The sequence below is a fragment of the Streptomyces sp. B6B3 genome, assembly GCF_039871525.1.
Classification (GTDB): domain Bacteria; phylum Actinomycetota; class Actinomycetes; order Streptomycetales; family Streptomycetaceae; genus Streptomyces.
This window is the reverse complement of the sequence record NZ_JBDPLU010000014.1, coordinates 216,609-243,167: the sequence shown is the minus strand read 5'-3', so window position 1 is coordinate 243,167 and position 26,559 is coordinate 216,609. Positions and strand designations below refer to the sequence as shown.

General features: G+C 74.7%; 24 protein-coding genes and 1 pseudogene. 17 read left to right on the top strand and 8 right to left on the bottom strand.

The annotated features are described in order from the left end of the window. The 9 genes and pseudogenes from ABGB06_RS26640 to ABGB06_RS26600 form a co-directional block, all read left to right on the top strand. Positions 1-670 (top strand): annotated as a pseudogene (locus ABGB06_RS26640) (hypothetical protein); the annotation flags it as partial. A gap of 45 nt (positions 671-715) precedes the next feature. Further along, positions 716-1,138 (top strand): phage tail protein, encoded by a 423-nt coding sequence (locus ABGB06_RS26635; protein WP_347593790.1) that lies wholly within the window; start codon positions 716-718, stop codon positions 1,136-1,138. 64 nt (positions 1,139-1,202) lie between these two features. Then, positions 1,203-1,910: a peptidase M23 gene (locus tag ABGB06_RS26630; RefSeq protein WP_347593788.1), complete on the top strand. Its 708-nt coding sequence runs from the start codon at positions 1,203-1,205 to the stop codon at positions 1,908-1,910. Next, positions 1,907-3,697, top strand: a complete 1,791-nt coding sequence (locus tag ABGB06_RS26625; protein ID WP_347593786.1) for a VgrG-related protein — start codon at positions 1,907-1,909, stop codon at positions 3,695-3,697. Before ABGB06_RS26630 ends, ABGB06_RS26625 begins: the two co-directional genes overlap by 4 nt. Beyond that, complete coding sequence (locus ABGB06_RS26620) at positions 3,697-4,137, top strand: GPW/gp25 family protein (protein WP_347593784.1); 441 nt, start codon at positions 3,697-3,699, stop codon at positions 4,135-4,137. Before ABGB06_RS26625 ends, ABGB06_RS26620 begins: the two co-directional genes overlap by 1 nt. Next, positions 4,137-6,086, top strand: coding sequence for a putative baseplate assembly protein (locus ABGB06_RS26615; RefSeq protein ID WP_347593782.1), 1,950 nt, complete (start codon positions 4,137-4,139; stop codon positions 6,084-6,086). The genes ABGB06_RS26620 and ABGB06_RS26615 overlap by 1 nt, the downstream gene beginning before the upstream one ends. After that, entirely contained in the window at positions 6,083-6,661 is a 579-nt protein-coding gene (locus ABGB06_RS26610; protein ID WP_347593780.1) for a phage tail protein, read from the top strand. Before ABGB06_RS26615 ends, ABGB06_RS26610 begins: the two co-directional genes overlap by 4 nt. A gap of 103 nt (positions 6,662-6,764) precedes the next feature. Beyond that, positions 6,765-8,312 (top strand): hypothetical protein, encoded by a 1,548-nt coding sequence (locus ABGB06_RS26605; protein ID WP_347593778.1) that lies wholly within the window; start codon positions 6,765-6,767, stop codon positions 8,310-8,312. A 189-nt stretch (positions 8,313-8,501) separates the two neighbouring features. Further along, positions 8,502-9,443 carry a BTAD domain-containing putative transcriptional regulator gene (locus ABGB06_RS26600; protein WP_347593776.1) on the top strand — a complete coding sequence of 314 codons (942 nt, stop codon included), beginning with the start codon at positions 8,502-8,504 and terminating at the stop codon, positions 9,441-9,443. Here the strand turns inward: ABGB06_RS26600 and ABGB06_RS26595 are convergent. Beyond that, positions 9,350-10,564: a helix-turn-helix domain-containing protein gene (locus ABGB06_RS26595; RefSeq protein WP_347593774.1), complete on the bottom strand. Its 1,215-nt coding sequence runs from the start codon at positions 10,562-10,564 to the stop codon at positions 9,350-9,352. The genes ABGB06_RS26600 and ABGB06_RS26595 overlap by 94 nt on opposite strands. Positions 10,565-10,699: 135 nt before the next feature. Here ABGB06_RS26595 and ABGB06_RS26590 point away from each other — a divergent pair, with 135 nt between their 5' ends. Next, positions 10,700-12,388 (top strand): helix-turn-helix domain-containing protein, encoded by a 1,689-nt coding sequence (locus ABGB06_RS26590; protein WP_347593772.1) that lies wholly within the window; start codon positions 10,700-10,702, stop codon positions 12,386-12,388. A 47-nt stretch (positions 12,389-12,435) separates the two neighbouring features. On the opposite strand, the gene ABGB06_RS26585 is transcribed toward ABGB06_RS26590, so the two are convergent. The 5 genes from ABGB06_RS26585 to ABGB06_RS26565 form a co-directional block, all read right to left on the bottom strand. Beyond that, a complete protein-coding gene (locus ABGB06_RS26585) occupies positions 12,436-13,014 on the bottom strand; it encodes a GNAT family N-acetyltransferase (protein WP_347593770.1) in 579 nt (192 codons plus the stop codon). Next, positions 13,011-14,315, bottom strand: a complete 1,305-nt coding sequence (locus tag ABGB06_RS26580) for an MFS transporter (RefSeq protein ID WP_347593768.1) — start codon at positions 14,313-14,315, stop codon at positions 13,011-13,013. Before ABGB06_RS26580 ends, ABGB06_RS26585 begins: the two co-directional genes overlap by 4 nt. Next, positions 14,312-15,742: an aminotransferase class III-fold pyridoxal phosphate-dependent enzyme gene (locus ABGB06_RS26575; RefSeq protein WP_347593766.1), complete on the bottom strand. Its 1,431-nt coding sequence runs from the start codon at positions 15,740-15,742 to the stop codon at positions 14,312-14,314. Before ABGB06_RS26575 ends, ABGB06_RS26580 begins: the two co-directional genes overlap by 4 nt. A 90-nt stretch (positions 15,743-15,832) precedes the next feature. Beyond that, positions 15,833-16,012, bottom strand: coding sequence for a hypothetical protein (locus ABGB06_RS26570; RefSeq protein ID WP_347593764.1), 180 nt, complete (start codon positions 16,010-16,012; stop codon positions 15,833-15,835). Positions 16,013-16,049: 37 nt separating this feature from the next. Continuing rightward, positions 16,050-17,384 (bottom strand): radical SAM protein, encoded by a 1,335-nt coding sequence (locus tag ABGB06_RS26565; protein ID WP_347593762.1) that lies wholly within the window; start codon positions 17,382-17,384, stop codon positions 16,050-16,052. Between the two features lie 369 nt (positions 17,385-17,753). Here ABGB06_RS26565 and ABGB06_RS26560 point away from each other — a divergent pair, with 369 nt between their 5' ends. The 4 genes from ABGB06_RS26560 (at position 17,754) to ABGB06_RS26545 (ending at position 20,267) form a co-directional block, all read left to right on the top strand. Further along, the gene (locus ABGB06_RS26560) at positions 17,754-18,398 is read left to right on the top strand and encodes a hypothetical protein (RefSeq protein ID WP_347593760.1); all 645 of its coding nucleotides are present in this window, start codon (positions 17,754-17,756) and stop codon (positions 18,396-18,398) included. A gap of 104 nt (positions 18,399-18,502) precedes the next feature. Beyond that, a complete protein-coding gene (locus ABGB06_RS26555; RefSeq protein ID WP_347593758.1) occupies positions 18,503-18,823 on the top strand; it encodes a hypothetical protein in 321 nt (106 codons plus the stop codon). Continuing rightward, entirely contained in the window at positions 18,817-19,107 is a 291-nt protein-coding gene (locus ABGB06_RS26550; protein WP_347593756.1) for a hypothetical protein, read from the top strand. The genes ABGB06_RS26555 and ABGB06_RS26550 overlap by 7 nt, the downstream gene beginning before the upstream one ends. A 197-nt stretch (positions 19,108-19,304) precedes the next feature. Further along, positions 19,305-20,267 (top strand): hypothetical protein, encoded by a 963-nt coding sequence (locus tag ABGB06_RS26545; RefSeq protein ID WP_347593754.1) that lies wholly within the window; start codon positions 19,305-19,307, stop codon positions 20,265-20,267. A 192-nt stretch (positions 20,268-20,459) separates the two neighbouring features. Here the strand turns inward: ABGB06_RS26545 and ABGB06_RS26540 are convergent, their stop codons facing one another. Beyond that, positions 20,460-20,789, bottom strand: a complete 330-nt coding sequence (locus ABGB06_RS26540) for a hypothetical protein (protein WP_347593752.1) — start codon at positions 20,787-20,789, stop codon at positions 20,460-20,462. A 252-nt stretch (positions 20,790-21,041) separates the two neighbouring features. On the opposite strand from ABGB06_RS26540, the gene ABGB06_RS26535 reads away from it, so the two are divergent. The 3 genes from ABGB06_RS26535 (at position 21,042) to ABGB06_RS26525 (ending at position 25,609) form a co-directional block, all read left to right on the top strand. Next, positions 21,042-23,630 carry a polysaccharide lyase family 8 super-sandwich domain-containing protein gene (locus tag ABGB06_RS26535; RefSeq protein WP_347593750.1) on the top strand — a complete coding sequence of 863 codons (2,589 nt, stop codon included), beginning with the start codon at positions 21,042-21,044 and terminating at the stop codon, positions 23,628-23,630. A gap of 107 nt (positions 23,631-23,737) precedes the next feature. Beyond that, positions 23,738-23,944: a hypothetical protein gene (locus ABGB06_RS26530; RefSeq protein ID WP_347593748.1), complete on the top strand. Its 207-nt coding sequence runs from the start codon at positions 23,738-23,740 to the stop codon at positions 23,942-23,944. Between the two features lie 168 nt (positions 23,945-24,112). Beyond that, a complete protein-coding gene (locus ABGB06_RS26525) occupies positions 24,113-25,609 on the top strand; it encodes an arylsulfotransferase family protein (RefSeq protein ID WP_347593746.1) in 1,497 nt (498 codons plus the stop codon). A 58-nt stretch (positions 25,610-25,667) separates the two neighbouring features. Here ABGB06_RS26525 and ABGB06_RS26520 read toward each other — a convergent pair whose 3' ends face one another. Continuing rightward, complete coding sequence (locus ABGB06_RS26520; RefSeq protein ID WP_347593744.1) at positions 25,668-26,465, bottom strand: VOC family protein; 798 nt, start codon at positions 26,463-26,465, stop codon at positions 25,668-25,670. Between the last annotated feature and the right edge of the window lie 94 nt (positions 26,466-26,559).

The following is a 26,559-nucleotide window of genomic DNA, read 5'->3' as shown; positions in this document are numbered from 1 at the left end:
CGGTTCGGCGGGGCCGTCGGCTCCGGTGTTCGCCGCCCAGCCGTCCACCACCGGCCCGGCGCCCCGCCGCGCGGCCGGCACCCCAACCGGCGTGGTCCAGCGAGCCGCACGCCCGGCCGCCCGCCGGACGGCGGCATCTCCCAGGCCGCCGGGGCCCGGAGAACCGGCGCCGCTCGTGAGCGACACCCGCGTCACGCCCACACCCCCGGCGCCCGTCGCCCCGCCGGCGCCGCTCCCGCCCCCGGCGCGCACCGGAGGGCGGCCACCCACCGCCGCGCGCCGCGCCGTCGCCGGGCCCACACCGCCCACGCCGGCGGCCGGCCCGATCCAACGCAGGGGCGGCGGCGGTCGCCTGCCTCGCGGCGAGGGCCCGAGGGTCGCCCCCACCCCGGCGCCCGAGGCCGCCCCCGACCCCGCCCCCGACCCCGAGGTTCCCGGGGGAGGCGGCGCCACGGCCCGGACCCCGTCCGCCGCTCTGGCGGCCACGCCCGACGGCACGCGGCGGGAGGACGCCCCGACACCCGACGGGGACGCCATCCTGCGGGGCCTGGAACGCCGGCACATGGACGCGCTGGCCCACCGGCTCATCGGCCCGCTGGGCCGGCTGCTCCGGTCGGAGATGCGGCTCGGCAGGGAACGCGCCGGGCGACTGCTGGACGGTGGCCGGTGACGCCCGCCGCGACCACGCCCACCGTCAGGACGGAGAGACCGCGCCATGTCGACCACGGACCCGGGGACGAGCGTCCACTTCCGGCTGCAGATCGACGGCATCGACCTCGGCCCCTTCAACACCTGCACCGGGCTGAGCGTCCAGGTCGAGGTGGAGCAGCGCCGGGAGGGCGGCAACAACGACTTCGTGTGGCAGCTGCCGTCCCGGATCACCTATCCGCACGTCACCCTCACCCGCCCGCTGACACCCGACTCGACCCGGGTGACGCGCTTCCTCGCCACGCTGCCCCAGAAGGTCAAGCGGGGCACCGCGCAGATCACGGCGCTGCGCCCCAACCTGTCCGAGACCATCGTCCAGTGGTCGCTGCGGGACGTCGTGGTGGTGAGCTGGACCGGGCCGACGTTCGACCCGAGCCGCTCGGAGGTGGCGACGGAGAGCATCGAACTCGCGCACCACGGCTTCCTGTGAGCCCCGCGGGCCACACCCCGGTCCGACGGGCGTCCGCCCCCCGACGAGCAGGAGGGACCGCACGATGCCCACGCGGGCACGCGCCACGCTGACGGCGTACGAGCCGCCGAAGAAGCCGGGCAGGCCACCCGGCGGGATGCTCGGGTCGCCGGTCTCGTTCCAGTTCAACCCGGAGACGCTGACGCTGAGCAAGGGGGCGGAGTGGATCCGGCACCGGGCCAGGAGCGCCAAACAGGTGGGCGTCGCCGAGTTCACCGGCTCGCAGCCGCGCCGGCTGAACGTCGAGGTGTTTCTGGACGCCACCGACACCCATGACACCCGCGTCCAGAAGGGCGTGGAGACGCTGCTCAGCTGGTGCTCGCCCACGGCCCGGAGCATCGCGGCCAAGGCCGCCTCGGCGCCCCGGGTCCGGTTCGCCTGGGGCTCGTTCGACAGCGTGTCCTTCTACGGCTATCTGGAGGACGTCAGCGCCACCTACTCGCTGTTCGACACGGACGGCACGCCGCTGCGGGCCACCTGCACCCTGCAGCTGATCGAGGCCGGCGATCCGACGCCCCGGCAGAACCCGACCTCCGGCTCGCCCAGTACCCGCCGCACGCACCGGCTGGTGGTCGGCGACTCGTTGGAACTGCTCGCCCACGAGGAGTACGGCGACCCCACGGCGTGGCGGGTGATCGCCGAGGCCAACGGGATCGACGACCCGCTGCGGCTGCGGCCCGGCACCGAGATCCTGGTGCCGTCGCCGGACGAACTGGAGGGGAACGGCGCATGACCATCGGGGAGAACACCAACACCTTCCTCGTCCAGGCCCCGGGCCCGCTGCCGCCGCCCTGGGACACCATGCCGGTGCGGGTGGACGTCGAGGAGAGCAACACGCTGCCCGCCGTCGCCCAACTCCGCTACCTCGACCCGGAGCGGACGCTGCTGGAGGACACCGGCATCCGCATCGGCACCCAGCTGCGGATCAGGGTCAAGTCCGGCGGGGCGTCCGCAGAGTTGCCCCTCTTCGAGGGCGAGGTGGTCTCGATGGAGGTCGAGTACGACAAGGGGAGGGGCAGCTTCACCACCATCCGGGCGATGGACGCCGCGCACCGACTGCAACGCGGCCGCAAGGTGCTGGGCTTCATCAACCAGAAGGCGTCCGAGATCGCCACCCAGGTGGCGCGGGCCGCCGGCGTTCCGCTCGGCCGGATCGACGCCACCGCCACCGCCTATCCGCTGCGGACCCAGGCGAACGTGACCGACTGGGACTTCCTGGCCACGCTCGCCCGGGAGAACGACCGCGAGATGGGCGTCAGCGACGGCAGGTTCTTCTTCCGAACCCCCGTGCCGGCGGCCTCCGCGCCCGCCAGCTCCGGGGCCGTGGAGGAGAGCCCGGTGGGGATCAAGATGGGCGAGAACGTGCTGTTCGTCCGCTCGTCCGTCACCTCGGTGAACCAGACGTCCGCGGTCACCGTGCGCGGCTGGGACGTGAAACAGAAGAAGAGCCTGCGCGCCGAGAAGGCCGTCAAGGCCGGCGACGGGCTGCGGATCGGCGTGGACTCGGCGGAGGCCGTCAAACCGTTCGAGGGCCGCCGGCCGTCCGAGACGCTGGTGGCCGACTACCCGTACCAGACCGACGCCGAGGTGAAGGCGGTGTCGACCGCGTTCGCCGCCGACCAGGCCGACGCCGTCGCCGAACTGGAGGTCGTGGTGCACGGGAACCCCCGGCTGCGGGTCGGCACGCCGGTCGTGTTGGACGCCGCCGGCAAGCCCTTCGACGGCAAGTACACCGTGACCGCCAGCCGGCACACCGACGAGCCGGGCAGCGGCTACGAGACCTGGTTGACCGTCAGCGGGCGGCAGGACCGCACCCCGTACGGCCTGGCCACGGGCGGGTCCGCGGCCGCGCACTCACCCCGGGTGCCCGGCGTCGCCGTCGGCATCGTCACCGACGTGAAGGCGCCGCTCGCGTTGGGCGAGCAGGGCTGGGTCCGGCTGAAGCTGCCGTGGCTGTCGGACGACGTCGGCCGGGAACGCGCCTACACAACCGACTGGGTGCGCACCGTCCAGCTGGGCGGGGTGGGCGGCGGCGGGGTCTTCAGCCCCGAGGTGGACGACGAGGTGCTGGTCGCGTTCGAACAGGGCATGTTGGACCGGCCCTACGTCATCGGCGGGCTCTACAACGGCGTCGACAAGCCCACCGCGGATCCGGTGAAACTGGTGGACGGCCGCAGCGGCAAGGTGAACCGGCGCTCGTTCGCGTCCCGCGGCGGGCAGCGGATCGAGCTGCTGGACGCGGTGCCAGGACCCTCCGGCGTGCGGCTGCGCACCAACAGGGACCGGCTCTCCCTGCACCTGGACCAGCAGAACACGGTGATCACCGTGCACAGCGACGGCCGGGTGGCCATCGACGCGCGGCAGGACATCACGGTCACGGGCACCGGCATCGTGCTCGACGCCGGGAAGGGGGAGCTGAAGCTGACCGGCCAGTCAGTGTCGGTGGAGGCGACGACGGGGGTCGAGGTGAACGGCGGCACCCGCTGTGCCGTGAACGCGAGGATCGTGGAGATCAACTGATGGCCGAACAGTTCATCGGGTCGGGATGGGCCTTTCCGCTGCGGACCAGCGCGACCGGAGGCATCGCCCTGGTGGCACGCGACCGGGAGATCGCCGAGTCCATCCGGCTGATCCTGGCCACCGCGCCGGGCGAGCGGCCCATGCGGCCGGAGTTCGGCTGCGGGATCCACGACCACGTCTTCGCCCAGGCCGACGAGAACACCGCGGGGGCGATCGGCTACGAGGTGCGCCGCGCCCTGGACCGCTGGGAGCCGCGGATCGAGGTCACCGACGTCGAGGTGGTGGTCGACGCGGTGGACGACGGCACCCTCTACATCGACATCCGCTACACCCACCGCGGCGCCAACGACCCGCGGAACCTGGTGTTCCCCTTCTACATGATCCCCTCGCACGACGCGGCGGCGGACGGACGCCCCACCGACCAGGAAGGTGGCCGCTGATGGCCCTCCCCGCCCCGCACCTGGACGACCGCCGCTTCCAGCAACTCGTGGACGACGCCAAGCGGTTCGTCCAGCAGCGCTGCCCCGAGTGGACCGACCACAACGTCTCCGACCCCGGCGTCACGCTGATCGAGGCGTTCGCCCACATGACGGACCAGCTGCTCTACCGGCTCAACCGGGTGCCGGACAAGAGCTACCTGGCCTTCCTCGACCTGCTCGGCATCACCCTGTTCCCGCCGGCCGCGGCCAGCGCCCCGGCCACGTTCTGGCTGTCCGCCCCGCAACAGGCCCCGGTGGTGCTGCACGAGGGGACCGAGATCGCCACCGAACGCACCGAGACGGAGGAGGCGCAGGTCTTCGCCACCACCGCCGATCTCACCGTGCAGCCGTGCGAGTTCGCCCACCTGCTCACCCAGGAGGAGGGCGGACGGCCGGTGGAGCGGACCGACGACGTGCGGCACGGCCAGGCCGTGCCCTGTTTCGGGGCCACGCCGAACCCCGGGGACAGCATGCACGTCGGGCTCTCGGCCGCCGTGCCGCACTGCGCCGTGGTCCTCCGGCTGGACAGCAGTGTCGAGGGCATCGGCGTCGACCCGCGCCAACCCCCGCTGCGCTGGGAGGCGTACGACGGCGCCCGGTGGCTGCCCTGCGAACTGGAGGAGGACAGCACCGGCGGGCTCAACCGGCCGGGCGACGTGGTGCTGCACGTGCCGGGCGACCACGCCCTGGCCTCGCTCGGCGGACGCCGGGCCGGCTGGCTGCGCTGCCGGGTGACCCCGGCCGAACCCGACCAGCCGTTCTACTCCGCCTCGCCCACCGTCCGCGGCGTCGAGGCGTTCACCATCGGCGGCACCACCGAGGTGCTGCACGCCGAGGCCGTGGACGGCGAGGCCCTCGGCACGTCGACGGGAACGCCCGGGCAGCGCTTCGCCGTCGGCCGGCCGCCGGTGCTCCTGGGCCGCGACCCGTTCGTGGTGGAGGTCTCGGACGGCACCGGCTGGCAGGAGTGGACCCACGTGGAGACCTTCGGCGCCTCCGGTCCCGACGACCGGCACGTCCGTCTCGACCCGACCACCGGAGAGGTCGCCCTCGGGCCCGCGGTGCGCGAGCCCGACGGCTCGTTGCGCCAGTTCGGCGCGGTGCCGCCCAAGGGGGCGCGGCTCCGGGTGCGCCGCTACCGCACCGGCGGCGGGCGCGGGGGCAACGTCGCCCGCGGCACCCTGACCGTGCTGCGCACCTCCATCCCCTACGTGTCCCGGGTGGAGAACCGCGAGGCCGCGGCCGGCGGCGTGGACGGCGAGTCGGTGGCCAGCGCCCGGCTCCGGGCGCCGCTGCAGCTCCGCGCCCAGGACCGGGCGGTGACGGCGTCGGACTACGAGCTGATCGCCCGCCAGGCCGCGCCCTCCGCCGCCCGGATCCGCTGCATCCCCGCCGGCGACGGCGCCGAGGCGGGCGGGGTGCGGGTGCTGGTGGTGCCGGAGGTGGTCGCGGACACGGGCCACCGGCTGCGGTTCGAGCAGCTGGTCCCGCCCGACGAGATGCTCGCCGCCATCTCCGAGCACCTCGACGAGCGCCGACCGGGCGGCGCCCGGCTGCTGGTCCAGCCGCCCTACTACCAGGGCGTCACCGTGGTCGCGCGGCTCACCGGCGAGCCCGGCGCCAGCGCGGGGCGGCTGCGGGAACGCGCCTCGGACGCGCTCTACCGCTACTTCCACCCCGTCAGCGGCGGCCCCGGCGGCGACGGCTGGCCGTTCGGCCGCCCGGTGCAGACCGGCGACGCGCACGCGGTGTTGCAGGGCGTGCCCGGGGTGGGACTGGTCGACGACGTCCGGATCTTCGCGGCGAACCCGCTCACCGGGGAGCGCAACGACGTGGGGGACCGGATCGACCTGGAGCGCCACGCGCTGGTCTTCTCCTACCAGCACCAGGTGAGGGTGGAGGAGGCATGACCGTCGTCGCCCCGCCGCCCGACCGGCCGCCGTCCCGGCGCCAGCACGTCGAGGGCCTGGTCTCCCCGCACCCGTTCGGGGAGCGGCTGCCGGGCCCCTACGCCGAGGACGGGTTCGTCCAACGGTTCGTCACGGCCTTCGACGACGTCCTCGCACCCGTCCTCGCGGTGCTGGACTGCCTGGACGCCTACTGGAACCCCGCGCTGGCCCCCGAGGACTTCCTGGAGTGGCTGGCGACCTGGGTCGCGGCCGAGACCGACGACGGCCGGCCGCTCGCCGACCGCCGCCGCGCGGTGGCCCGCGCGACGCGGCTGCACCGGCTGCGCGGCACCGCGCACGGGCTGTCCGAGCTGCTCAGGGACGCGTTCGACGTCGAGGCGGAGGTCGTGGACAGCGGCGGGGCCGCCTGGTCGGCGACCCCGGGCGGTGAACTCCCGGGCAGCGCCGAGCCCTCGCTGCGGGTGCTGATCCGCAGCGACGACCCCGACTCGCTGCCGATGTCGCGGCTGGAGGTCCTCATCGACGCCAACCGTCCGGCACACGTGCCGTGCACGGTCGAGGTGGTGGGGACGTGACGGGCCGCGCCGCCGCGCCGCGGCCACGGGGGTCCCTCCCGGGGCCCGGAGAACAGGGTCGGCCCGCGGGCTCCGCGGGCCCGGACGGAAGGGCGGTGGGGCGGTGACCTGTGACCAGTGCGGCGCGCGGGTGAACGAGGGCGACGCGTTCTGCGGCGAGTGCGGGGCCTTTCTCGACTGGAGCGCGCCCCGGCCGGCACGAGCGGCGGCGGATCCGGATCCGCCGCCGGCCGACCCCACGCCGGCGCGGGATCCCGAGCCAGCCGACGCCTCGCCCCCGGAGCCGCCCCCGGCCGGCGCCCACCCCGAGCCGAACCGGGACCCCGAACCCGCCAACGCCGCGTCCTCAGCCGCGCCCCCGCCACCCCCGGAGGCACCGCAGCCACCGCAGGCCGACCCGACCCCGGCACCGGGTTCCGGACCCGTCGGCGCCTCGCCCCCGGCACCACCGCGCCCACCGGGCGTGCCGGCAGACGGCGCCCGGCCGGCGCCGGAGACACCTCACGCCCCCTCGGGGGCCGACGAGGCGCCCGCGTCCGGCGTCGGGGCGCCCAGCGCCGACCCCGCCGACGACTCCGACCAGGATTCCGGTGCCAGGGTCAGCACGGCCGCCGCCCCCGACGACTCCCCTCAGGGCGACTCCGACGGGGACTCCACGGACTCCACGGCCGGCGGAGCCGCCGACGACTCCGCCCCGGATTCCGGTTCCGAGGCTGGCAAGGCCGCCGCCCGGGCGGCGGCCTTGCTCGCGCCCACCCCGACCGGCACCCCGCGACCGCGGGCCCGGCCCCGGGACCGTTCGACCGAGGCCCCGGCGGCCAGGACCGGGCGGCCGACCGCGCGGCCGGTCGCGGTGCAGCCCGGCCGGGAGGCCGTCCGACGCCCCCAGGTCGGGCCCGCCGCCGACGGCTACGCCGAGGCTCCCGACGACGTCGCCTGCGGGGAGTGCGGCACGGCCAACCCGGCCGGCCGCTCGTTCTGCCGCCGCTGTGGCCTGCCGCTGCGCCCGCCGGACGCGGACGCCCGCCTGTCGTGGTGGCGACGGCTGTGGCGCCGGCTGCGGGGGCGCCGGTCCCGCAGGCGAGGCCCCGCGGGACGCTTCCGCCGGCCACTGACCCGGCTGCTGCTGCTCGCCGCGCTGGCCGCGATCGTGCTGGCCGCGATCGGCTACGGACCCCGCCTCGTCGACCGGGTGCGGGAACGGTTCACCGAGCCGCAGTCCGTGCGTCCGGCGGCGGTGGAGGCGTCCAGCGCCGCCGCCGACCATCCGGTCGACCTGGCGGTGGACGGCACCTGGAACCGTTTCTGGGCACCCGTGGCGGACGAGGAACCCGCGGGGCAGTGGCTGGAGGCGTCGTTCGAGAAGGAGTTCCGGCTGACCGAACTGGTGGTGCACTCCGGCAGTTCCGACCGGACGGACGAATACCTCACCCAGGCCCGCCCGGCGTCGCTGACCGTCACCGCGTGGAACACCGAGGGCGAGCAGGTCGGCGAGCGGACCGTGACCCTGGAGGACCGTCCTGGTGAGCAGGTCGTGGACCTGACCATGGACGATGTCGCCACGCTGCGCCTGACGATCGGTTCGGCGTACGGGCATCGGCCGACCCGGTTGGTGGCGCTCGGCGAGGTGGAGTTCTTCACCCGCGGCTGATCTCACCGGCAGAACTCTGCTACCTGTTCTGCCTGGTCGCCGGCCGGTCACCCGTGATCTGCTAGAGGGCCGCAGCCCTCAGCTCCTCCCGTGTTGCCCGGGGGGCCGAGGGGGCGAAGCGATGGGTCGGGTGGAGCCAGCGCGCGGAGGGGATCGGCTGTGTACAGGAGTGTGACGGATGCCGGGCGGTTGGGCGCTCCCGATCGGGAGCCAGGACTTCAGGAGGTCGAGGAGCTGCTGTCCACGGCGGTGACGCTGTTGCGTCCCTACCTGGACGCGGCCCGCCCGTCCGCGGAGGCCGCGGCGCCGGAGTCGGTGCTCGGCGAGGCGCCGGACGCGCCCGCCGGCGGCGACGAACGGCCGATGGTGGAGATCCGCTGTTTCGGCGGCTTCCGCGTCACGGTCGGCGGCACGGCGGTGGACTGCGGCGCGGTCCGGCCGAAGGCCCGCAGCCTGCTGCGGCTGCTGGCGCTGCGCGCCGGGTCGCCCGTGCACCGGGACGTGCTGCTCGACGCGCTGTGGCCGGACCTCGGACACGAGGCGGGCGTGCGCAACCTCCACGTCACGGTCTCCCGGCTGCGCACCCTGCTGGAGCCGGGGGCGGAGCGCGGCTCGGCCACCCTGCTGACCCGGGACGAGCACTCCTACGGGCTGGCCCTCGGCTGGCCGTGCGCCTCGGACGTCCGCGAGTTCGACCGGCGTTCGACCGTCTGCCTGCGCCCGGCGCCCGGCGAGGACCCGGAGCGGCGGATCGCGGCGCTGCGGGCGGCGCTCCGCTGGTACGGCGGGGAGTTGCTGCCCGAGGAGGGCGCCGCCGAGTGGGTGGTCGGCGAGCGGCGCCGACTGCGCGGCCGGGCCGCCCGGCTGTGCGCGACACTCGCCGGCTGCGAGCTGGAACTCGGCCGGCCGGACGCGGCGGCGGCCGCGGCCGAACAGGCCCTCACGCTCGACGCGTATCTGGACGAGGCCTGGCGCGCACTGGTCACCGCGCGGGAACGGCTCGGCGATCCGGCCGCCGCGGAGCGGGGCCGCCGGGCCTACGCGCGAACGCTGCGCTCGCTGGGGGTGACCCCGGGTCCTGACGCCGCGGTCACGGCGGGCCGATGGTGGTCCGCGCCGCCCCGCCCCTGAAGCCCTCCGGGGCCCTGCGCGAGGTCCGGGAGGCGCCCCCACGCCGCCGCCCGGTCCCACTCCCCGGTCAGCCGCCTCAGCATCGCCGCGATGCTCCAGCGCGGACGGCCGGCGAGCCGGGCGGCCATCACCCGGAGCGCCAGCGGCGAGCCGGCGCACAGCTCCACCATGGCCGCCGCGGCCTCGGGCTCTCCGGCCACGCGCGCCGGCCCGGCGAGCCGGGCGAACAACTCGGCGGCGGCCGGCCGGGAGAGGGGGCGGAGCCGGAGCTCCCCGGCCCCGGTCGGCGCCCCGTCACGGTCGCGGTCGCGGCCCTGTCTGCTGGTCACCAGCACCGCGCTGGTGGCCGCCGCGGGCAGCAGCGGCCGGACGTCGGCCACGTTCGGCGCGTCGTCCAGGACCACCAGCAGGCGCCGTCCCTCGGTGACCCGGCGGTAGAGCGCGATCCTGGGCTCCGTGCCGGACGGCACGGCCCGGTCCGGCACGCCGAGTCCGCGCAGCAGCCGGGCGGGCAGCGCGGCGGCGTTCGGAGAGGCACCGCGGCTTGCCCGCAGGTCCACGTACAGCTGCCCGTCGGGGAAGTCCGCGCGTGACATGTGCGCGGTGTGCAGGGCGAGCGCGGTCTTGCCGAGACCGCCCTCCCCCGTGATCGCCGTGACGGCCGCGCCCGTCCGCTGCCGGTCCGGCGCGGAGGCGTCGAGCAGACGGCGGCGCAGCGCCGCCGTCTCCGCCGTCCGACCGGTGAAATCACCAGGAGCCGGGGGGAGTTGGGCGGGAGTCGGATACGCGAAGTCGGGCGTCGGATCGTCGCCCGCACGGATCCGGGCACGGTCGCGGCGTGCCTCGGCGACCGCGGTGAGGAAGGACTCCCTGGCCTCTCCCGTGAGCGACAGCACCCGGACCAGGGCGATCGCCGACCGCTGCTGAGGCACCCGGACCCGCCCGGCCTCCAGGTCCCTGACGGCCCGTACGCTCATCCCCGCCGCGGCGGCCAGCGCCTCCTGGCTCAGCCCCGACTCCGCCCGGTGGGCGGCCAGGAGCCCGGCCAGGGCGCCCCGGGCGCGGACCGCGCCGGCGTCTTCCGGCGACCCGCCCGCGAGCTCTCGAAAACTTTTCGACAATGCACCCTGCCCGCGCCGTTGATGCACGAATAGAATTCTAAAAGCCCTTATGGGCAGCCGGGTAGTGCAGCCCGGGTCCGAAACGTTTCCGGGGAGACGCCGACGTCCGATTCCGACGACCACGCTGGCGGGACCATGGCGACCGATCCGCACCTGCCCACGACCCGCTTCGGACTCCTGTTACGGGAAGCGCGGAGAATGTCCGGGCTCACCCAGCGCGAACTGGCCGTCGCCTCGGGGATCAGCGTGCGCTCGGTCAGCGAGTTGGAGAGCGGCAGGAACCGCGGGCCGCACCGCTCCACGGTCGAGGCGCTCGCGGACTCGCTGGGCGCCTCCCCGCCGTTCCGGGAGGTGTTGCGCCACGCCGCCGCGGCGGGCCGGGCCGGCCGGCGCCGCGATCCGACGACCGACGCGCCCGCCGCGCTCCCCGAGCCGGCGCAGCCCGCGTTCCCCGCGCCGCCCGGCAACTTCACCGGTCGCGGGCTCGAACTGGCCCGGCTCGGCCCGCTGGTCGCGGCGGCGGCCGAGGGCCGCACCGGCACCGCCGTCATCACCACCGTCGCGGGGCAGCCGGGCATCGGCAAGACCGCGCTGGCGCTGCACGTCGCGCACGAGTGCGCCGGCAGCTTTCCCGACGGCCTGTTCCATGTCGACCTGGCCGGCGCCGGCACCCGGCCGATGCCGCCGGCGGAGGCGCTCAGCACGCTGCTGCTGGCGATGGGCCTGCCCGCGGAGCGGATCCCGCTCGACGCCGAGGAGCGCGGCGACCTGTACCGGTCGCTGGCGAACGGGCGGCGGATGCTGCTGCTTCTGGACAACGCGGCCGGGGAGTGCCAGGTCAGGCCGCTGTTACCCGGCGGGCCGCACTGCCTGGTGCTGGTGACCAGCCGGCGTTCGCTGGCGGGGCTGGAGAGCGCGGCGCGGTTCCGGCTCGACGTGCTGTCCCGGGAGGAGGCGGTGCGGCTCCTGGACCGGACGGCCGGCGGCGCCGCCGTGGCCGCCGAACCCGAGGCGGCCGAGCAGCTCGTCCGGCTGTGCGGGCGGCTGCCGTTGGCGCTGCGGATCGCGGGGAGCCGGCTGGCCGGCTCGGTCGGGCGGCTCGACCCGGCCCCGGCACGGCGGCTGGCGGGGCTCCTGCGGCACAAGGAACACCGGCTCGACTGCCTGGGCTACGGCGACCAGCACGTCCGGACCGCCTTCGAGATGTCCTACCGGCAGTTGCCGCCCGAGATCCGCGGGTTGTTCCGGCTGCTGACCCTGGTGCCGGGGCCCGACTTCGGGGCGGAGGTCGCGGCCTCGTTGACCGCGCTCGCCCCCGCGGACGCGGAGGCGGCACTGGACGAGCTGGCCGACGCCGGCATGGTGGAGCCCGCCCCCGCCGCCTTCCGCTACCGCTACCACGATCTGGTGCGGCTCTTCGCGGCCGAGGCGCTGGAGCGGGAGGACGCTCCCGCCGTGCGGGCCGCGGCGGTGTCCCGGATGACGGAGACCCTGCTGGCCCGGGCCGTCGCGGCGGCCCGGGCGGCCGGCGGCGGGCGGGGAGAGGCCTCGCCGGAGGCTCTCGACTGGCTGGACACGGAGTTCCCCAACTGGTCGGCGGCGACCCGGCGGGCCGCGGCGCTCGGCCGGCACCGCGAGGTCGCCCAGGTCGCCGAGGCGATGTATCCGGTGTTCGACGATCTCCGCCATCACGCCTGGTGGTGGCGGGAGTTGCTCGCGCTCGGCGCGCGGGCGGTCAGGGAGCTGGGCAGGAACACGCCGCGCGCACCGGCCGGCGAAGGACCGGCGCGGTGTCCGCGCGCCGCCCGGCACGCCAGGACGTGACCCCGGTCGGCCGGCCCGCGCCGAGCCGCCGAACGCGGCGTCAGGCGTCAGGCGTCAACGGGGCCGACGGGGTCGACGGGGAGGCGGACGATCTGGCCCGGCCAGGGGCCCGAGCGGGTGTCGACGGTGAAGTCGCCGACCACCTCGAAGCCGAGGCTCACGTAGTGCCGCACCACCGCGCCGCCCTCGCCCGCGTAGCAGTCGCCGCGGAGCGCCGTGGCGCCGCGCCGGCGGGCCAGCCGTTCGGCGTGCTCCATCATGACGCCGCTGATGTTGCGGCCCTTGTGGGCGTGGTCGACCACCTGGATCGCCAGGTACAGCTCGGGCTCGGTGGCCGGCGGCACGAACGGCGGCGGCGCCCCGATGGCCAGCGCGCCCACCGGCCGGTCGCCCAGCCAGGCGAGGAACAGCGTGTCCTCGGTCGCCCACCGGGTCGCCTGCGCGACGCCCCCGGGATCCGTGGAGAACGGCCGGGTGCCCCACTGGCCGGTGTGCCCCACGCGGGTCATCCAGCGCACGGCGTCGTCCAGCAGGACGAGCAGCGTGTCGACGTCCTCGGCACCGCCGATGGTGACGACGACGTCGTCGGCGGAGCGGGCGGCCGGCCCGCGATCGGTCGTGGTCATCTGCGCACTCCTTCGTGTGGCCCTTCGTCGCGGGCTCCGTCGCGGAATTCCGTGCCCGACGCGCCGTCGGCCGCGGCTCCGGTCGCGCCGGGCGAGAGCGCCAGGGCGCCGGCGAGGGCGGCCATGGTGAGGCCGCAGACGGCCAACAGGGCGCCGGTGTGGTGGAACGCCAGCAGGCCGAGCGTGCTCATGCCGGCCGTGCGGCAGACGAACGAGAACCAGGCGTCGCCGGCGAGCACCCGGGCGAGGAGGTCCGGGGGCACGGCCCCCTGCAGCCGCGCCGACCAGCGGACGTCGAAGTCGGCGACGCAGCAGCCGATCGCGACGGCGAGGCAGAACAGGCCGACGCGGTCTGACCACACCCCGACCAGGCTGGTGCCGAGGCCGGCGAACAGCAGGCAGACCAGCCCGGCGCGCACCGGTCTGGTCCGCCGCACCAGGCCGGCCTCGGCCGCGCCGAGCACGCATCCGGCGGTGAACAGCGCGAAGAAGATCCCGAGCGTGCCGCTGCCGAGGCGCTCGCGGTCCACCAGCAGCGGCACGCACACCAGCAACGGCACCGTGACCAGCAGGTTGCCCAGGCCGGCCGCGGCGATGCCGGACCACAGCCCGAACCGCCGGGCCACGTAACGGAGTCCGGCGACGGCGTCCGCGATCGCCCGGCGCACCCCGGGACGTGCCCCGGACCGCGCCGGTGTCCCGGCCGCCGGCCGCGCCCGGGGCGCGGGCAGCAGCGCGGCCGCCACCAGGAAGGTGAGGGCGTCCAGCAGAAACCACGCGGGCGCGTGCCAGGCCGCGATGACCAGACTGGCCGCCGTCGGGCCGAGGACCGCGGCCGTGTCGACGACCACGACGCGCAGCATGTTGGCGGGACCGAGCCGGTCCGCGTCCACCAGCGACACCAGGATCGCGCCGAGCAGCGGCTGGGACAGCGCGAGCGACGCGCCGGTCACCACGACGAGGGCGGCGACGGCGCCGACGCTCAGCGCGCCGGCCCGCCCGAGCAGCCACATCGCCAGCAGCGTCAGCCCCGCGGCGACGAACCCGGCCCGGCACAGCGCCCGCGGCCCGTGCCGGTCCGCGAGCGCCGCGCCGACCAGGCCGACGACGAACTGCGGCACGCCGTAGGCCGCGAGCACCAGGCCGAACCGGTCGCCGGCGCCGAGGTCCACCACGACGAGCCAGGCCAGGGCGATCCGGGTGCCCGAGGTGCCGACGGAGGAGACCGCCATCGCCAGCAGCAGCCGGCGGAACCGCCCGTCGCGCAGCGGTTCCGCGGCCGCCGCCGCGCGGTGGTTCACCGCGTGACGCTCGCCAGTCCCCGCGCGACGCGGTCCACCAGGATCTCGATCTCCCGGTCGTCGATGACCAGCGGCGGGTAGATGACGATGTGCTCGCCGCCGTGCTGCACCAGCACGCCGTGCTCGTTGCAGGCCGCCTGGACCCGCTGGGCGATCGCGCCGGGCGGCGGGCCGCCCTCCTGGCCGACCAGTTCGAAGCCGAGGAGCAGTCCCACGCCGCGGATCGCCCCGACGTGCGGGTTGCCGTCGAGCGCCTGCCGCAGCCCGGCGACGGCCTGGGCGCCGCGTTCCCTGGCGTTCTCGAAGACGCCCTCGGACAGCATGGCGCGCAGCGCCGCCGAGGCCGCCGCACAGGACACCGGATGCCCGTCGGAGCTGGAGCCGTTGGGGAAGTGCAGCCCGGCGCCCCGCTGGTTGAACGCCTGGTAGACGTCCTCGGTGACCAGCACCGCGCCGAGCGGCGCGTAGCCGGCGGTGATGCCCTTGGCGGAGCAGAGGATGTCCGGTTCGACGCCGAAGTGGTCGGCGCCGAAGAGGGCGCCGAGCCGGCCGAAGCCGGTGGTCACCTCGTCGTAGATCACCAGGAAGCCGGTGGCCTTCGACAGCTCCCGCAGCCGCTGGAGGAAGTGCCGGGTCATCGGCTGGACCGGGCCCTCCATCATGGGCTCGACGATGAACGCGGCGACCTGCTCGGGGCCGATCTGGTCCAGGGTGGTGCGCAGTTGGGCCGTGCAGTCGCCGGTCCTGGCCGGGTCGCCGGTGCATCCGGGGCAGTCGTCGAAGGCGGGGACCGGCGTCTTCGCCAGGTGCGGCGGCGGGACCGGTACCACCTTCTCCACGAAGTCGTCGCCGGACGCGGCGAGCGTGAGGTAGGTGCTGCCGTGGAAGCTGTTGCGCAGCGAGACGATCCAGGTCCGTTCCGGGGCGCCAACGTTGATCTGGTAGAGCCGGGCCATGTGCAGGGCGTTCTCGACGGAGGCGCTTCCCATGTGGGTGAAGCGGACCCGGGTCAGCGACGGCGGGGCGGCGGCGACCAGTTCGGCCGCGTACCGCACGGTGGCCAGGGCCGGCTGGTTGTAGCGGATCACGCAGCTGAACGGCAGCTGCCGCGCCTGGTCGACCATGGCCGCGACGATGTCGGGGCGGCTGTAGCCGAGTTGCATGTTGCACGCCCCGGACCTGGCGTCCAGGTACCGGCGTCCGGCGAGGTCCTCGACCCAGCAGCCCTCGGCGCGGACCAGCACGTTGTCGGGGTGGGAGCGGTCGAGCCGCTGCCACATCTTCGCCTGGCCGTGCCACAGCGGGTACGCGGCGTGGTCCCACTCGGACCGCCGCGCGACGTTCTCGGGGTCCCAGTAGGCGGCCGCCTCGTCCAGGGGCGCCAGCGGCCCGGTCGCTCCCGTGGTGGTGATGTCTACGGTGGTCACAGCACGGTCTCCCATCCGGTGCTCTCCCCCGGGGTCGGGGTGCGGAACGTGCGGCCGGACGTGTCACCTCCGGCCGCACGCGCGGGCTGGTTACTCCTCGCCCTTCAGGCTGCTCTTGTCCGCGCAGAAGGCGCCCCTGGCTTCGTGCTCCCAGCGCACGTAGTTGAGCGACGCGCCTCTGGTGTTGACCATCTGGGACTCCTCCGTCACGACCGGGACGGCGATGTCGATCTCGTCGTCGAGGCCGTAGTCGGGGCTGAGGTTGGCCATGCTTCTCACCTCCTCTCACCAGCGAAGGGACGCATGGTCACCCGGATGACGACCAGGCGACGAGGTTGTCGTAGAACGACTGCTTGTACCGGTCGGAGCAGGGCACCTGGCCGAGGCGGCCGTCGCCGCGCAGCTGGCCCAGATGGCAGCGTCCGCCGCAGATGTGCCGGAGATCGCAGGTCCGGCACTCGGCCAGCCGGCTCACCTGGAGCAGGTCCCGCTCCCGGTCGATCGTGTCGACGAGTCGCACGGCCCCGTCCCGAAAGACGTTGCCCCGGATGAACCGGGGTGTCAGGCAGGTGGACACGTCGCCGTTGCTGTAGACGGTCAGCGTGTCCCCGTAGCCGCAGCTCTGCCGCGGCCGGACCGGGACGCTGGTCCACAGCGCGCTGCCGTCGACCCCGACCGTGGGCCGGTCGGCGGTCGGGCCGCTGGTCAGCGAGGCGGAGATCTCGGCCAGCGTCGCGCGGAACTCGTCACGGGAGAGGCCCAGCTCGGCGACCTGCGTGCCGCGCCCCTCGGGCACCAGGGTGCCCAGGTCCACGTCCGTACGGAACGGCAGGCTCTCCAGGAACGGCCGCAGATCGCGGACCAGTTCGTCCCTGTTGCTGCGCAGCACCGTGATGTTGAGCACCTTGCGGAACGGCGTGTCGGCCAGGCCCAGCAGGTTCCGGTGGGTGCGCCGGAACGCGCCGGCGCCGCGGATCCGGTCGTGCGTCTCCGGCGAGATGCCGTCCAGGCTGATCGCGCACACGTCGAGCAGCGGGCCGACCTCGGCCAGCCGGGCGCCGCGCAGCAGCAGGCCGTTGGTGATGACGGCGGTCGCGATCGTGGTGCCGGACAGCGAGCGGGCGTGGGCCAGCAACGGCAGCAGCGAGGTGGACAGGAACGGCTCGCCGCCGCTGAAGCTGAGGTGGATGGGCGAGTAGCGCCCGGCCACCTCGTCCAGCAGGGACCGCCACGACTCCAGTTCGGTCTCCGGGGTGATGCGGACCGCGCTGTCCATGTAGCAGTGGGTGCAGGCCAGGTTGCAGCGGTTCGTCAGGTGGATCTGCACCCGGCGGTAGCGGTCGAGCGACGCGGGGTCCGGCGGATCGCTGAGGAACCCGGCGCGGACCAGCCGGCCGAGCACCCGGATCAGCGCCGCTCGCTCCGTCTCGTCGAGGCCGTCGAGCGCCTGCCGCACGGTCGGCCGCTCCCTCAGGCGACGCAGCAGCGGCGCCTCCCGCTCGTCGAGGGCAAGCCAGGCGGCGCGGTCCGCGTCGATGAAGAGCGTCCGGCCGGTGTGCGGGTGTTCGGTCAACGCGCCGAGCGGCAGCGCGGAGTCGAGCGGGATCCGCCGGCTGCCGGCCGGCGTCTCGTCTAGACCCATGCGGCGACACCGCCCTTCCGGTCCCGGTGGACCGCCCGCGCGTAGCTGCTCCCGTGGACCATCGCTGCGCCTCCTTCGTGGCCGTGCGGCCGGGGGGACGTGCGTCCGCACCATGCTGGGGTACCGGCGGTGCGGGAATCTTCGTCACACGTCGCAAAGCGGCGCCCCGCGGCCGGCCGGCGTTTGTCATTTCGCGCAACGCCGTCGCCGGGCACCGGCCACCGGAGCGGCGGCCCGGCGAGGGTTGGCGGGCGGCCTAGGAGCGGGATCCCCGGGGTAGGGAGGGCGTATGGTCCGGACGCGCGCCCGGGGGCCGTGGCCCCGGCTCTGGTTCCGGGGCCGTCCCCCGACCGGGGGCGGTGCCCCCTGGTGATGCGCTTCTTCCGGCGTGCCCCGACCTCCGGTGCGGAACGGGTCGCCGAGCGCCCGCTCCGCTGCGACTTCTGCGAGTTGGCCGGGGACCCGTCGTCGTTCCGGGAGTCGCTCGACGCGGTGGGCCGGCCCCGCGGTTACGCGTGTGCCGGATGCGAGAAGCGCTACGCGGCGTTCGCCGCGCGGCTGGCCCGCGACCCCGCCGCCGGGCGGCCCGGCTGGCTGGGGGCGGACGCCGGCACCGAACATCTGGTGGCCGCGGGAGAGGCGTCAGGCAACGCGGTGCTCGCCGTGGTCGAGGGCCTGGCGGACCGGATCGAGACGCTCCCCCGCGCCACCGCGCGGATCGCGGCGTCCCGGCTCGACGTCTACGGCGGGGCGAACGTGGCGCGCTGCGACGCGCTGCCGGAGGCGGTGGCCGCGGTGTCCGGCGCGATCGCCGGCGAACTCGCCCGCCACCACCGGTCACTCCGGGAGTTCATGGCCGGCCGGGAGTGGGTGACGTACACCGTGTCGCTTTTCGGCGAGGGCGCGGGCGTCCTCCTCTCGCGCACCGGCCGGGACGGCGACCGGCTCGCGCAGTACTGCTTCCTGGTGGAGTTCGACCATTCGGTGCACCTGTGCGTCAACTGGCACGTCTGACGGCCGTTCGGTCATCGGGGACCGTGCATAACCGGCGGGTCCACGCGGGTAGACAACCCTTGAGAAGCAATGGACATGCCAACCCCCACCGGGAGACTCCCCGCATGCCACAACGTCTGAGACGGCTCGCCACCGTCGGCGCGGCCCTCGCCGCGTCCGCGCTCCTCGGATCCGCGCCGGCGCACGCGGATCCGGTCGTGCCCGACCACGCGATCATCGTCTGCCAGAGCGCCAGCTTCTACGACAACTACGACAGCTCCTCCGGCCCGGTCGACCTGAAGCGCACGCTCGGCTACGGCGACAAGGTGGGCCACACCCGTGGCGCGCACCCCGTCTACAACGGCTGGGCCGCCACCTTCGACTTCGGCCCGAACGACTGGGGTTACGTGCGGTACGAGTGCCTGGGCGGGTGGGGCTCATGGTGACCCGCCGCACCCTCGCCACCCTGGGCGCCACCGTCGCCGCCCTCGCCCTGGCCGCCGGCCTGACCGCCACGCCCGCCCAGGCGGACAACGGGACGCCCGGCGTGCGGGAGACCGTCTGCGCCGAGAGCCTCTTCGTCCGCACCGAGCCGCTCGGTGCGTGGATGGGCACGCTGTACCACCCGGAGACCTTCCTCGTCGAACGCGTGTCCGGCGACTGGGTGTACGGATTCGCCTACGGCAACGTCAATCGTCGCGGTTGGGTCCAGGACGGCTGGTTCTGCTGATCCGGTGACCCGCGGCGCGCCACCGACCCGGCCCCCTCCGCACCTGGAGACCGTGCGGAGGGGGCCGACGTCGGTCTCCGGCCGGATCGCCACCCCGACGCCGTCGGCCCAGCACCGCGAGGCACGACGCGTGGATCCGCGCGACGATCGAGTCAACGGGGCGGGCGGTGCCGGCGGGAGAAGGCGGGACGGACCTCGTGGACCAGGAGTCGATCGCCGACGAGCTGTACGGGCTGCGCCCGACCGAGTTCACCGCGGCCCGGGACGGGCGCGCCCGGGCGGCCAGGAAGGAGGGCGACCGGGAGCTGGCGAACCAGGTCAGCAGACTGCGGCGCCCGACCCTCGCGGCCTGGGCCAGCAACCTGCTGGTCCGCGCCGAACCCGACGCGGCGGAACGCCTGACCCAACTCGGCCGGGAACTGCGCCGCGCCATGCGGGAGCTGGACGGCGCGCAGCTGCGCGAGCTGCTGGGCCGGCAGCGCCGCCTGGTGGCCGCGCTGGCCGGACAGGCGGCCCGGCTCGCCGACGAGGCGGGGCACCCGATCGGCGAGGAGGCCCAGCGGGAGGTGGAGCGGACGCTGCTGGCCGTGCTGGCCGACGAGGAGGCGTCCGACCGGTGGGCCGCCGGCCGGCTGGACCGGCCGCTGAGCCCGCCGTCCGACCTCGGCGGTGTGGGCCTCGGCGACGCCCCGGACCGAGCGGCGGGGCCCCGGGGCCCGGCACGCGAGCGGACCAGAGACCGGGCCAGGGCGGAGGTGGAGGACCGGGGCCGGGCCGGGAGGCGGGCGGACGTCGGCGACCTGGACCAGGCCCGCAGGCGGCGCGCCGAGCGCGCCCGACGGGAGCTGGAGCGGGCCCGCCGGGCGGCCGATGAGGCCGGGTCGGAGCTGCGCGGCCGGGAGGAGCGGCAGGCGGACGCCGAGCGCCGGCACGAGGAGGCGGAGCGCGGTCTGGCGGAGGCGCGGCAACGGGTGACCGAGGCGCGGGAACTGCTGAAGCGGGCCGAGCACGAACGGGACGCCGCCGACGCCGACCGGCACCGCTCCGCGAAACGGCTGCGCGAGGCGGAACGCGCCGTGGACCAGGCCCGCCGCCGCGCCCAGGACGCGACGGCGACCGTGCGGCGCCGCGAGAAGGAGGCCGAGCGCTTCGGCTCCTGAGGCGCCCCCGACGTCTCCCCCATGTCAACACCGGACCACCGGTCACCGTTTGAGCGGGTCGTCGTCGCCACCAGCTACGCCCGCCGGCCGGCCGGCGGGCTGCGCGGCGGGGCGACCGACTCTGGTCCGAACGGGTGGCGCCGGGCCGGCACCCAACGCGCGGTGGGACGCCGGTGACCAGGGGCGGAGGCGTCAGGCCGGGCGGAAGGCGACGCTCTGCACGGGGTCGCTGACGAAGCCCTCGTTCGGCAGGACATCGATCCCTAGCGAGTGCGTGCAGTTCCCGTCGGCGTACAACTCGGCGATGAAGACGGTGTTGTTGAAGCCGCGGGTGACCTGCTTGTCGGCCGCGCCGATCTCGTAGCACTGGTACGGGATGGGATCGTCGACGGTCTCCTCGTTCCCCCCGGGGAGGCTGTAGCGGAAGAGGCCCGTCGACTCGGCGCTCGCCGTGGCGGCCGGTCCGGCGATGACGAGGACGGCGGCCGCGGCCGCGGCCCCCACGACGTGTCGAATGCGCATGATGTCCTCTCGGATGAGGCGGGAACGGACATCTCCAAATCTACTCAGCGCGATCACTCCGTCTCCCTGAGTACTCCTTTCGCGTGAATCACTTCCCTCTCCTGGGTGTCTTTGTTGACACACCCTGACCGGGCGGCAGCCCTTTGCGCGCGTCGCCCGGATCCCCGCACGACTAGTGACATGGGCACGGCCGGTTGGTTGGATGCCACGACCGGTTTTCGGTCGAGGGTTGTCGAGGGTTGGAGCCTGCCCATGCGGATCTCGCGTCGTGCCGTGCTGTCGGTCGCCCCCGCGGCGGCGTTGTGGTCGGTCGCCCCTCCGGGTGCGGCTCCGGCCGGCGCCGCCGGCGCCCGGGTCGGCGCCGCGGCCGGCGACCCGGCGCGGCTACTCGGCAACGTCGTCGCGGTGTTCGCCGGCACCGCGGAGACCAACGCCCGGCCGGAGGTCGCCGAGAAGCTCGCGGCCATCGAGGCGACCGCCGGGACCCGGCTCGCCGCGCTGGACGCGGCCGGGGAGGGCGAGCTCTTCCGGGGGGTGGCGCTCGGCACCAGCGACGCCAACCTGACGGCGTCGTTCCAGTACCTCTACGAGATCGCGTTGGCCACCCGGGTGCCCGGCGCGACCCCGTCCGACCTGCGCGACGACGCGGCCGTCCAACGGCGCGTCATCGACGGCCTGCAGTGGCTGCACGACCACTACTACGGCGACCAGGCCGGCGGTTACTACGGCAACTGGTTCAACTGGGAGATCGGCATCTCCGCGCACGTCAGCCGGACGCTGGTGCTGCTGCGGGAACGGCTCGCCGAGCACCGCCCCGACCTGACCGCGACGTACGTCGCCTCGATGGACGCCTACCTGCGCAACGGCGAGAACGGCGACGTCGACCTCGACTCCCGCTTCCACACCGGCGCGAACCTCGCCGACATCACCACGAACCGCATGCTCCAGGGCGCCGTGCTCGGCGACGACGCCCGGATCGCCAAGGCGATCGCCGACCAGCGGACGATCCTCGCCACCATCGACCCGTACCACCTGCGGCACGGCGTCACCGACGGCTTCTACGCCGACGGCTCGTTCGTCCAGCACTCCTCGGTCGCCTACACCGGCTCCTACGGCACGTCGCTGCTCACCCGCGTCGTGCAGACCGTCAAGATCCTCGACGGCACCGGCTACGTCCAGGACGGAGACCTGGCCGAGACCGCGCGCCGCTGGGTGGTCGACAGCTTCGCCCCGCTGGTCTTCGAGGGCTGGATGATGGAGATCGTCAGGGGCCGTTCGGTGTCCCGGACCAGCACCAACGGGTACGCCTCCGTGGCCGCCGTCGTGGAGGCCGTCACCGACCTGTCCGACCACGTCACCGGCGCCGACGGCACGGCGCTGCGGGGCTACGTCAAGCACGTGCGGGAGACCGCGAAGGTGGCACCCGACCCGGCCAGGTTCGTCTCCCCCGAGTCCGTCGCCCGCTACGCCGACATCCTCGCCGACGCCTCGGTACCGGCCGCCGACCTCAACCCGGCGGCGCGGAACGTGGCGTTCAACGCGATGGACAGAACCGTGCACCGGCGGCCCGGGTACGCCTTCGCCGTGGCCCGCAGCTCCGCGCGGATCAGCAAGTACGAGTACATGAGCGGCGAGAACCTGATGCCCTGGTTCCAGGGGGACGGCGCCCACTACCTCTATCTCGCCGGCGAGGACCAGACCCGGTCCTTCGGCGTCGACTACTACACGGCCGTCTCCCCCTACCGGCTGGCCGGCGTCACCGCGCCCGTGGAGGAGCGCCGGACCATACCCGACCTCTACGGGCAGCTGTGGTACGACAATCCGGAGGCCGGCTTCACCTCGTCCTCCGAGTCGCAGAACACCTACGTCTACTTCCCCACGGGCACCCAGGCGTTCTCCGGCGGGGCCACCCTCGGCGCGTACGGCGCCGCCGGGCTGGTCCAGTCCGACGACGCCGCGTACGCCGCGCGGCACGAGGGCCTGCTCCCCGACGACTTCGTCGTCTACCGCAACGCCGAGGCCACGAAGTCCTGGTTCATGTTCGACGACGAGATCGTGGTGCTCGCCGCGGGGGTACGCGGCGCCGCGGGGCGGGCCGCGACCAGCACCCTCGACGTCCGGATCGCCGACCCGTCGGACGCCGTCTCGGTCACCGGCGAGCTCCGCGACGGCACCGCCTGGTCCGGCACCGGCCTGGGGGCACCTCCCGGGCCCCTGGGGCCCGGGGGAGCGCCGCTGGCCTGGCTGCGGTACGCCAACGAGACCACGGGCGCGGCCGTCGGGTACGCCTTCCTGGACCGGCAGAGTCCGCACGTGACGCTCGACGAGGTGACCCGCGGCCATCGCCTCGTCCGCACCTCGAACCCGGACACCACCGTCACGAAGCGGGTGTTCTCGGTGTCCGTGGCACAGCGGGCGGCGGCCGGCGCCGGCGCGTTCGCCTACGCCCTCGTGCCCGGTGCCTCCGCGGCGCGGCTGCGGCGTCCCGACGGCCCGCTGCGGGTGCTGGCCAACGACCCGAGCGCACAGGCCGTCGAGCACGCCGGCCTCGGCCTGGTCGCCCTGAACGGCTTCACCCGCGGCACGCACCGCGCCGGGCGGCTCCGTCTCGACGGACCAGGCTCTGTGCTCCTTCGCGAGTCCGACGACGGTGCCCTCTCGATCGCCGTGGCGGATCCGACGACGGAACGGGACACGGTGTCGGTCCTGGTCCGCGGCCGGCCGCTGCGCGCCGAGTCCGCGGACCCGGGCGTTCGGGTCAGCCGGGTGCCCGGCGGCACCCTGGTGGAGGCGACCACCCACCAGACGTACGGCCGGAGCCTGACGGCGACGATGCGGTAGCCGCGCCTCCGGTCGAGGAGACCGTGTGCAGGGGTGGCTGCCCCCGGAGCGGGCGGCGGCGGTCGACCGTCCGTGCTGGAAAGTACGTCGGCGTCCCAGGGGGAGACATGGGGATCTCAGGTGACACCAGCGGCTTCGTGACCTTGGTGCTCGCGGCGGTGGTGCTGGTGTCGTTCGCCCTCAGCCTCCGTGCCGACCGGCGGAACCGCCGGGGCGGCGACCACCCGGGCGGCGACGGCGGCTCCTACTCGGGGGGCGGCGGCTGGGGCGGTGACAGCGGAGGCGGTGGAGGCGGCGACGGAGGTGGCTGCTGAGGCCGTCGGACCGTGTCCGGCCCCGTTCGGCCCGCCGGGGCCGGACGGGGCCGGACACGGGCCGGCACCACGCTTCCCGCAATGCCGTGTTAACGGGGCGCAATACGGGGAGTGTTGAGGTGGCAGGAGCGCATCGAACTCACTCGCCACCCCGACGAAAGAGCTCAGATGCGCCACTTACAGAGGAATCTCCCGCTGCTGCGGTGTACCACCGCGGCAGCGGCCGTTGCGGCCGTGCTGTGTTCCCTCGCGCCGGCCGCCAGCGCGGCGGAGCGCCAGGCCGCGCCCGTCGGGTCGTCCGCGGCGCCCACCGCGGACGCGCCCTTCGTCACCCAGCCCACGCTCGTCGCGCCCGGGCTGACCACCACCACGACCGGTGAGGTGTCCGACGAGCTGATCCTGGCCACGCCCGGCAACTCGGGCACCGGCGGCGGGGATCTCGCCATCTACGACAACAGCGGCCAGCTGATCTGGACCCGGGCCGCGACCGGCGGCGGCATGTACTACGACTTCGAGCCCGTCACCTTCCGGGGCCAGCCGGCGCTCGCCACGTTCCAGGTCGCCTCGTTCGGCGGCACCGGAACCCGGTGCGTCATCCTGGACACCTCGTACAACGAGATCGCCACGCTCACGATGCAGGGCAACTACCCGCTCGACCCGCACGACGTCGAGTTCAGCCCGGACGGCGACAGGGTGCTGCTGCAGAGCTACTCCACCGCCACCTACAACCTGAGCCCGTACGGCGGCCCGGCCAACGCGACGATCATGAACCCGGTGATCCAGGAGATCGACCTGAACACGAACCAGGTCACCTTCCAGTGGAGCGCCATCGAGAACATCCCGGTCACCGAGACCACGGAATCGCTCACCGGCGGATTCGGCTTCTTCGACCTGTACCACACCAACTCGCTGGAGTACGACACGGACGGCGACATCCTGGTGAGCGCCCGCAACACCAGCACCGTCTACAAGATCGACATCGACACCGGCGACATCATCTGGCGCTTCGGCGGCGAGAACAACGACTTCACGTTCAACGGCGGCTCGGCCGCCATGCCCAGCTACCAGCACGACGCCCGGCGGCTGCCCGACGGCAGCCTCTCGGTGTTCGACAACGGCAACGCGCACTCCCCCGCGACCTCCCGCGGCACCGTCTACGACATCGACGAGCAGGCCATGACGGCCACGCTGGTCGAGGACATGCGGCCGACCTCGCCGCTCTTCGGCATGTACGTCGGGAACAACCGGCTGCTCGACAACGGCAACTTCCTGGTGTCCTACGGCAACACCGGTCAGTTCGAGGAGTACCGGGACGGACAGCGGGTGTTCACCGGCCGCTTCGACCAGGGCTACGTGACCTACCGCACGGAGCGCGCCGAATGGGAGGCCACCCCGTCCGTGCCGCCGGACGTCGTCGTGGACCAGTCCGCCGACGACGGCAGCAGCAGCGTCTACGTGAGCTGGAACGGCGCGACCGAGGTCGAGCGGTGGCGGATCGAGGCCGGGCCGAGCCGGGGCGAGCTCACCGAGCTGGCCACCGTGGACAAGACCGGCTTCGAGACGGCGGCCCGGGTGGCCGCCCCCGACGACGACACGGTCTACCGGGTCACCGCCCTTGACGCGTCCGGGGAACCGCTCGGCGAGCCGCGCATCCTCACCCCGTAGGTCGGCCCTCCGAACGCCGTGCCCCACCAGCCCCTCGCGGTGGTGGGGCACCGCGCGGTCAGGTCCCGGGCGCGAGTTCCAGCACCGCGAACGTCGCGCCCCACGGGTCGGAGAGCACCGCGAGCCCCCGCCCGGTGGCGTCCGCGCCGAGATGCCGGAGCGTGGCCCCGCGGTCGGTCGCGAGCGCGGCGGTCCCGGCGGCGTCGGTCACCCCGAAGTACGGCATCCAGAACGGCTCGACGCCGGACGCCTCGGGCCCCAGGACGGTGCGGCCGGCCACGGGGACGCCGCCGCCGGCGTCCCCGGGCGTCGCTCCGTCGAGCAGGTAGGCGGCGTAGTCCGGGCTGCCGGCCGCCGCGTGCGCGCCCGCCCTGAGGCCGAGCACCGCGTGGTAGAAGGCGTCCGCCGCGGCGACGTCGCGCACCGCGAGCTCCGCCCAGCACAGCGCGCCGGGCGCGCCGACCAGCCCGGCGCCGAGGTGCGCCCGGGGCTGCCAGAAGCCGACGTGCGCCCCGGCGGCGTCCACGGCGACCAGGCTCCGGCCCTGGATCCCGAAGTCCCGGGGCCCGTCGATGACCTCCCCGCCCGCCGCGACGATCCGCTCGGCCAGCGCGTCGGCGCGGTCCGTCGCGAAGGCGACGACCCAGAAGCCCTCGGCGTCCGCCTCGCCGCCGGCGATGCCCGCGACCATGTGCCGCGCGTGGGTGGCGTAGGCGTAGTCGTCGAAGGCCGCGCCGGCGTGCACGTACTCCCAGCCGAGGACGTCGGCGTAGAAGCGTTCCGCGGCGGCCGGTTCGGGTGCCAGGAGATCCGCCCAACAGAGCGCGCCGGGCGGGTACGTCGTCGGTTCGGGCACGGGTGGCCTCCTTTTCTGGGAGGACCCTATCCGCCGTCGACCGTACGTCATTGTCGACGACCATACGTCATGGTCGAACCACGGGCATTGACGT

Excerpts from the sequence above, each read along its gene's own strand:
- ABGB06_RS26565 (WP_347593762.1), bottom strand. The coding sequence starts at position 17,384 with ATGGGTCTAGACGAGACGCCGGCCGGCAGCCGGCGGATCCCGCTCGAC.
- ABGB06_RS26535 (WP_347593750.1), top strand. The coding sequence starts at position 21,042 with ATGCGGATCTCGCGTCGTGCCGTGCTGTCGGTCGCCCCCGCGGCGGCG.
- ABGB06_RS26570 (WP_347593764.1), bottom strand. The coding sequence starts at position 16,012 with ATGGCCAACCTCAGCCCCGACTACGGCCTCGACGACGAGATCGACATC.
- ABGB06_RS26625 (WP_347593786.1), top strand. The coding sequence starts at position 1,907 with ATGACCATCGGGGAGAACACCAACACCTTCCTCGTCCAGGCCCCGGGC.
- ABGB06_RS26635 (WP_347593790.1), top strand. The coding sequence starts at position 716 with ATGTCGACCACGGACCCGGGGACGAGCGTCCACTTCCGGCTGCAGATC.
- ABGB06_RS26610 (WP_347593780.1), top strand. The coding sequence starts at position 6,083 with ATGACCGTCGTCGCCCCGCCGCCCGACCGGCCGCCGTCCCGGCGCCAG.
- ABGB06_RS26555 (WP_347593758.1), top strand. The coding sequence starts at position 18,503 with ATGCCACAACGTCTGAGACGGCTCGCCACCGTCGGCGCGGCCCTCGCC.
- ABGB06_RS26620 (WP_347593784.1), top strand. The coding sequence starts at position 3,697 with ATGGCCGAACAGTTCATCGGGTCGGGATGGGCCTTTCCGCTGCGGACC.
- ABGB06_RS26585 (WP_347593770.1), bottom strand. The coding sequence starts at position 13,014 with ATGACCACGACCGATCGCGGGCCGGCCGCCCGCTCCGCCGACGACGTC.
- ABGB06_RS26630 (WP_347593788.1), top strand. The coding sequence starts at position 1,203 with ATGCCCACGCGGGCACGCGCCACGCTGACGGCGTACGAGCCGCCGAAG.
- ABGB06_RS26540 (WP_347593752.1), bottom strand. The coding sequence starts at position 20,789 with ATGCGCATTCGACACGTCGTGGGGGCCGCGGCCGCGGCCGCCGTCCTC.
- ABGB06_RS26550 (WP_347593756.1), top strand. The coding sequence starts at position 18,817 with ATGGTGACCCGCCGCACCCTCGCCACCCTGGGCGCCACCGTCGCCGCC.
- ABGB06_RS26590 (WP_347593772.1), top strand. The coding sequence starts at position 10,700 with ATGGCGACCGATCCGCACCTGCCCACGACCCGCTTCGGACTCCTGTTA.
- ABGB06_RS26530 (WP_347593748.1), top strand. The coding sequence starts at position 23,738 with ATGGGGATCTCAGGTGACACCAGCGGCTTCGTGACCTTGGTGCTCGCG.
- ABGB06_RS26615 (WP_347593782.1), top strand. The coding sequence starts at position 4,137 with ATGGCCCTCCCCGCCCCGCACCTGGACGACCGCCGCTTCCAGCAACTC.
- ABGB06_RS26525 (WP_347593746.1), top strand. The coding sequence starts at position 24,113 with ATGCGCCACTTACAGAGGAATCTCCCGCTGCTGCGGTGTACCACCGCG.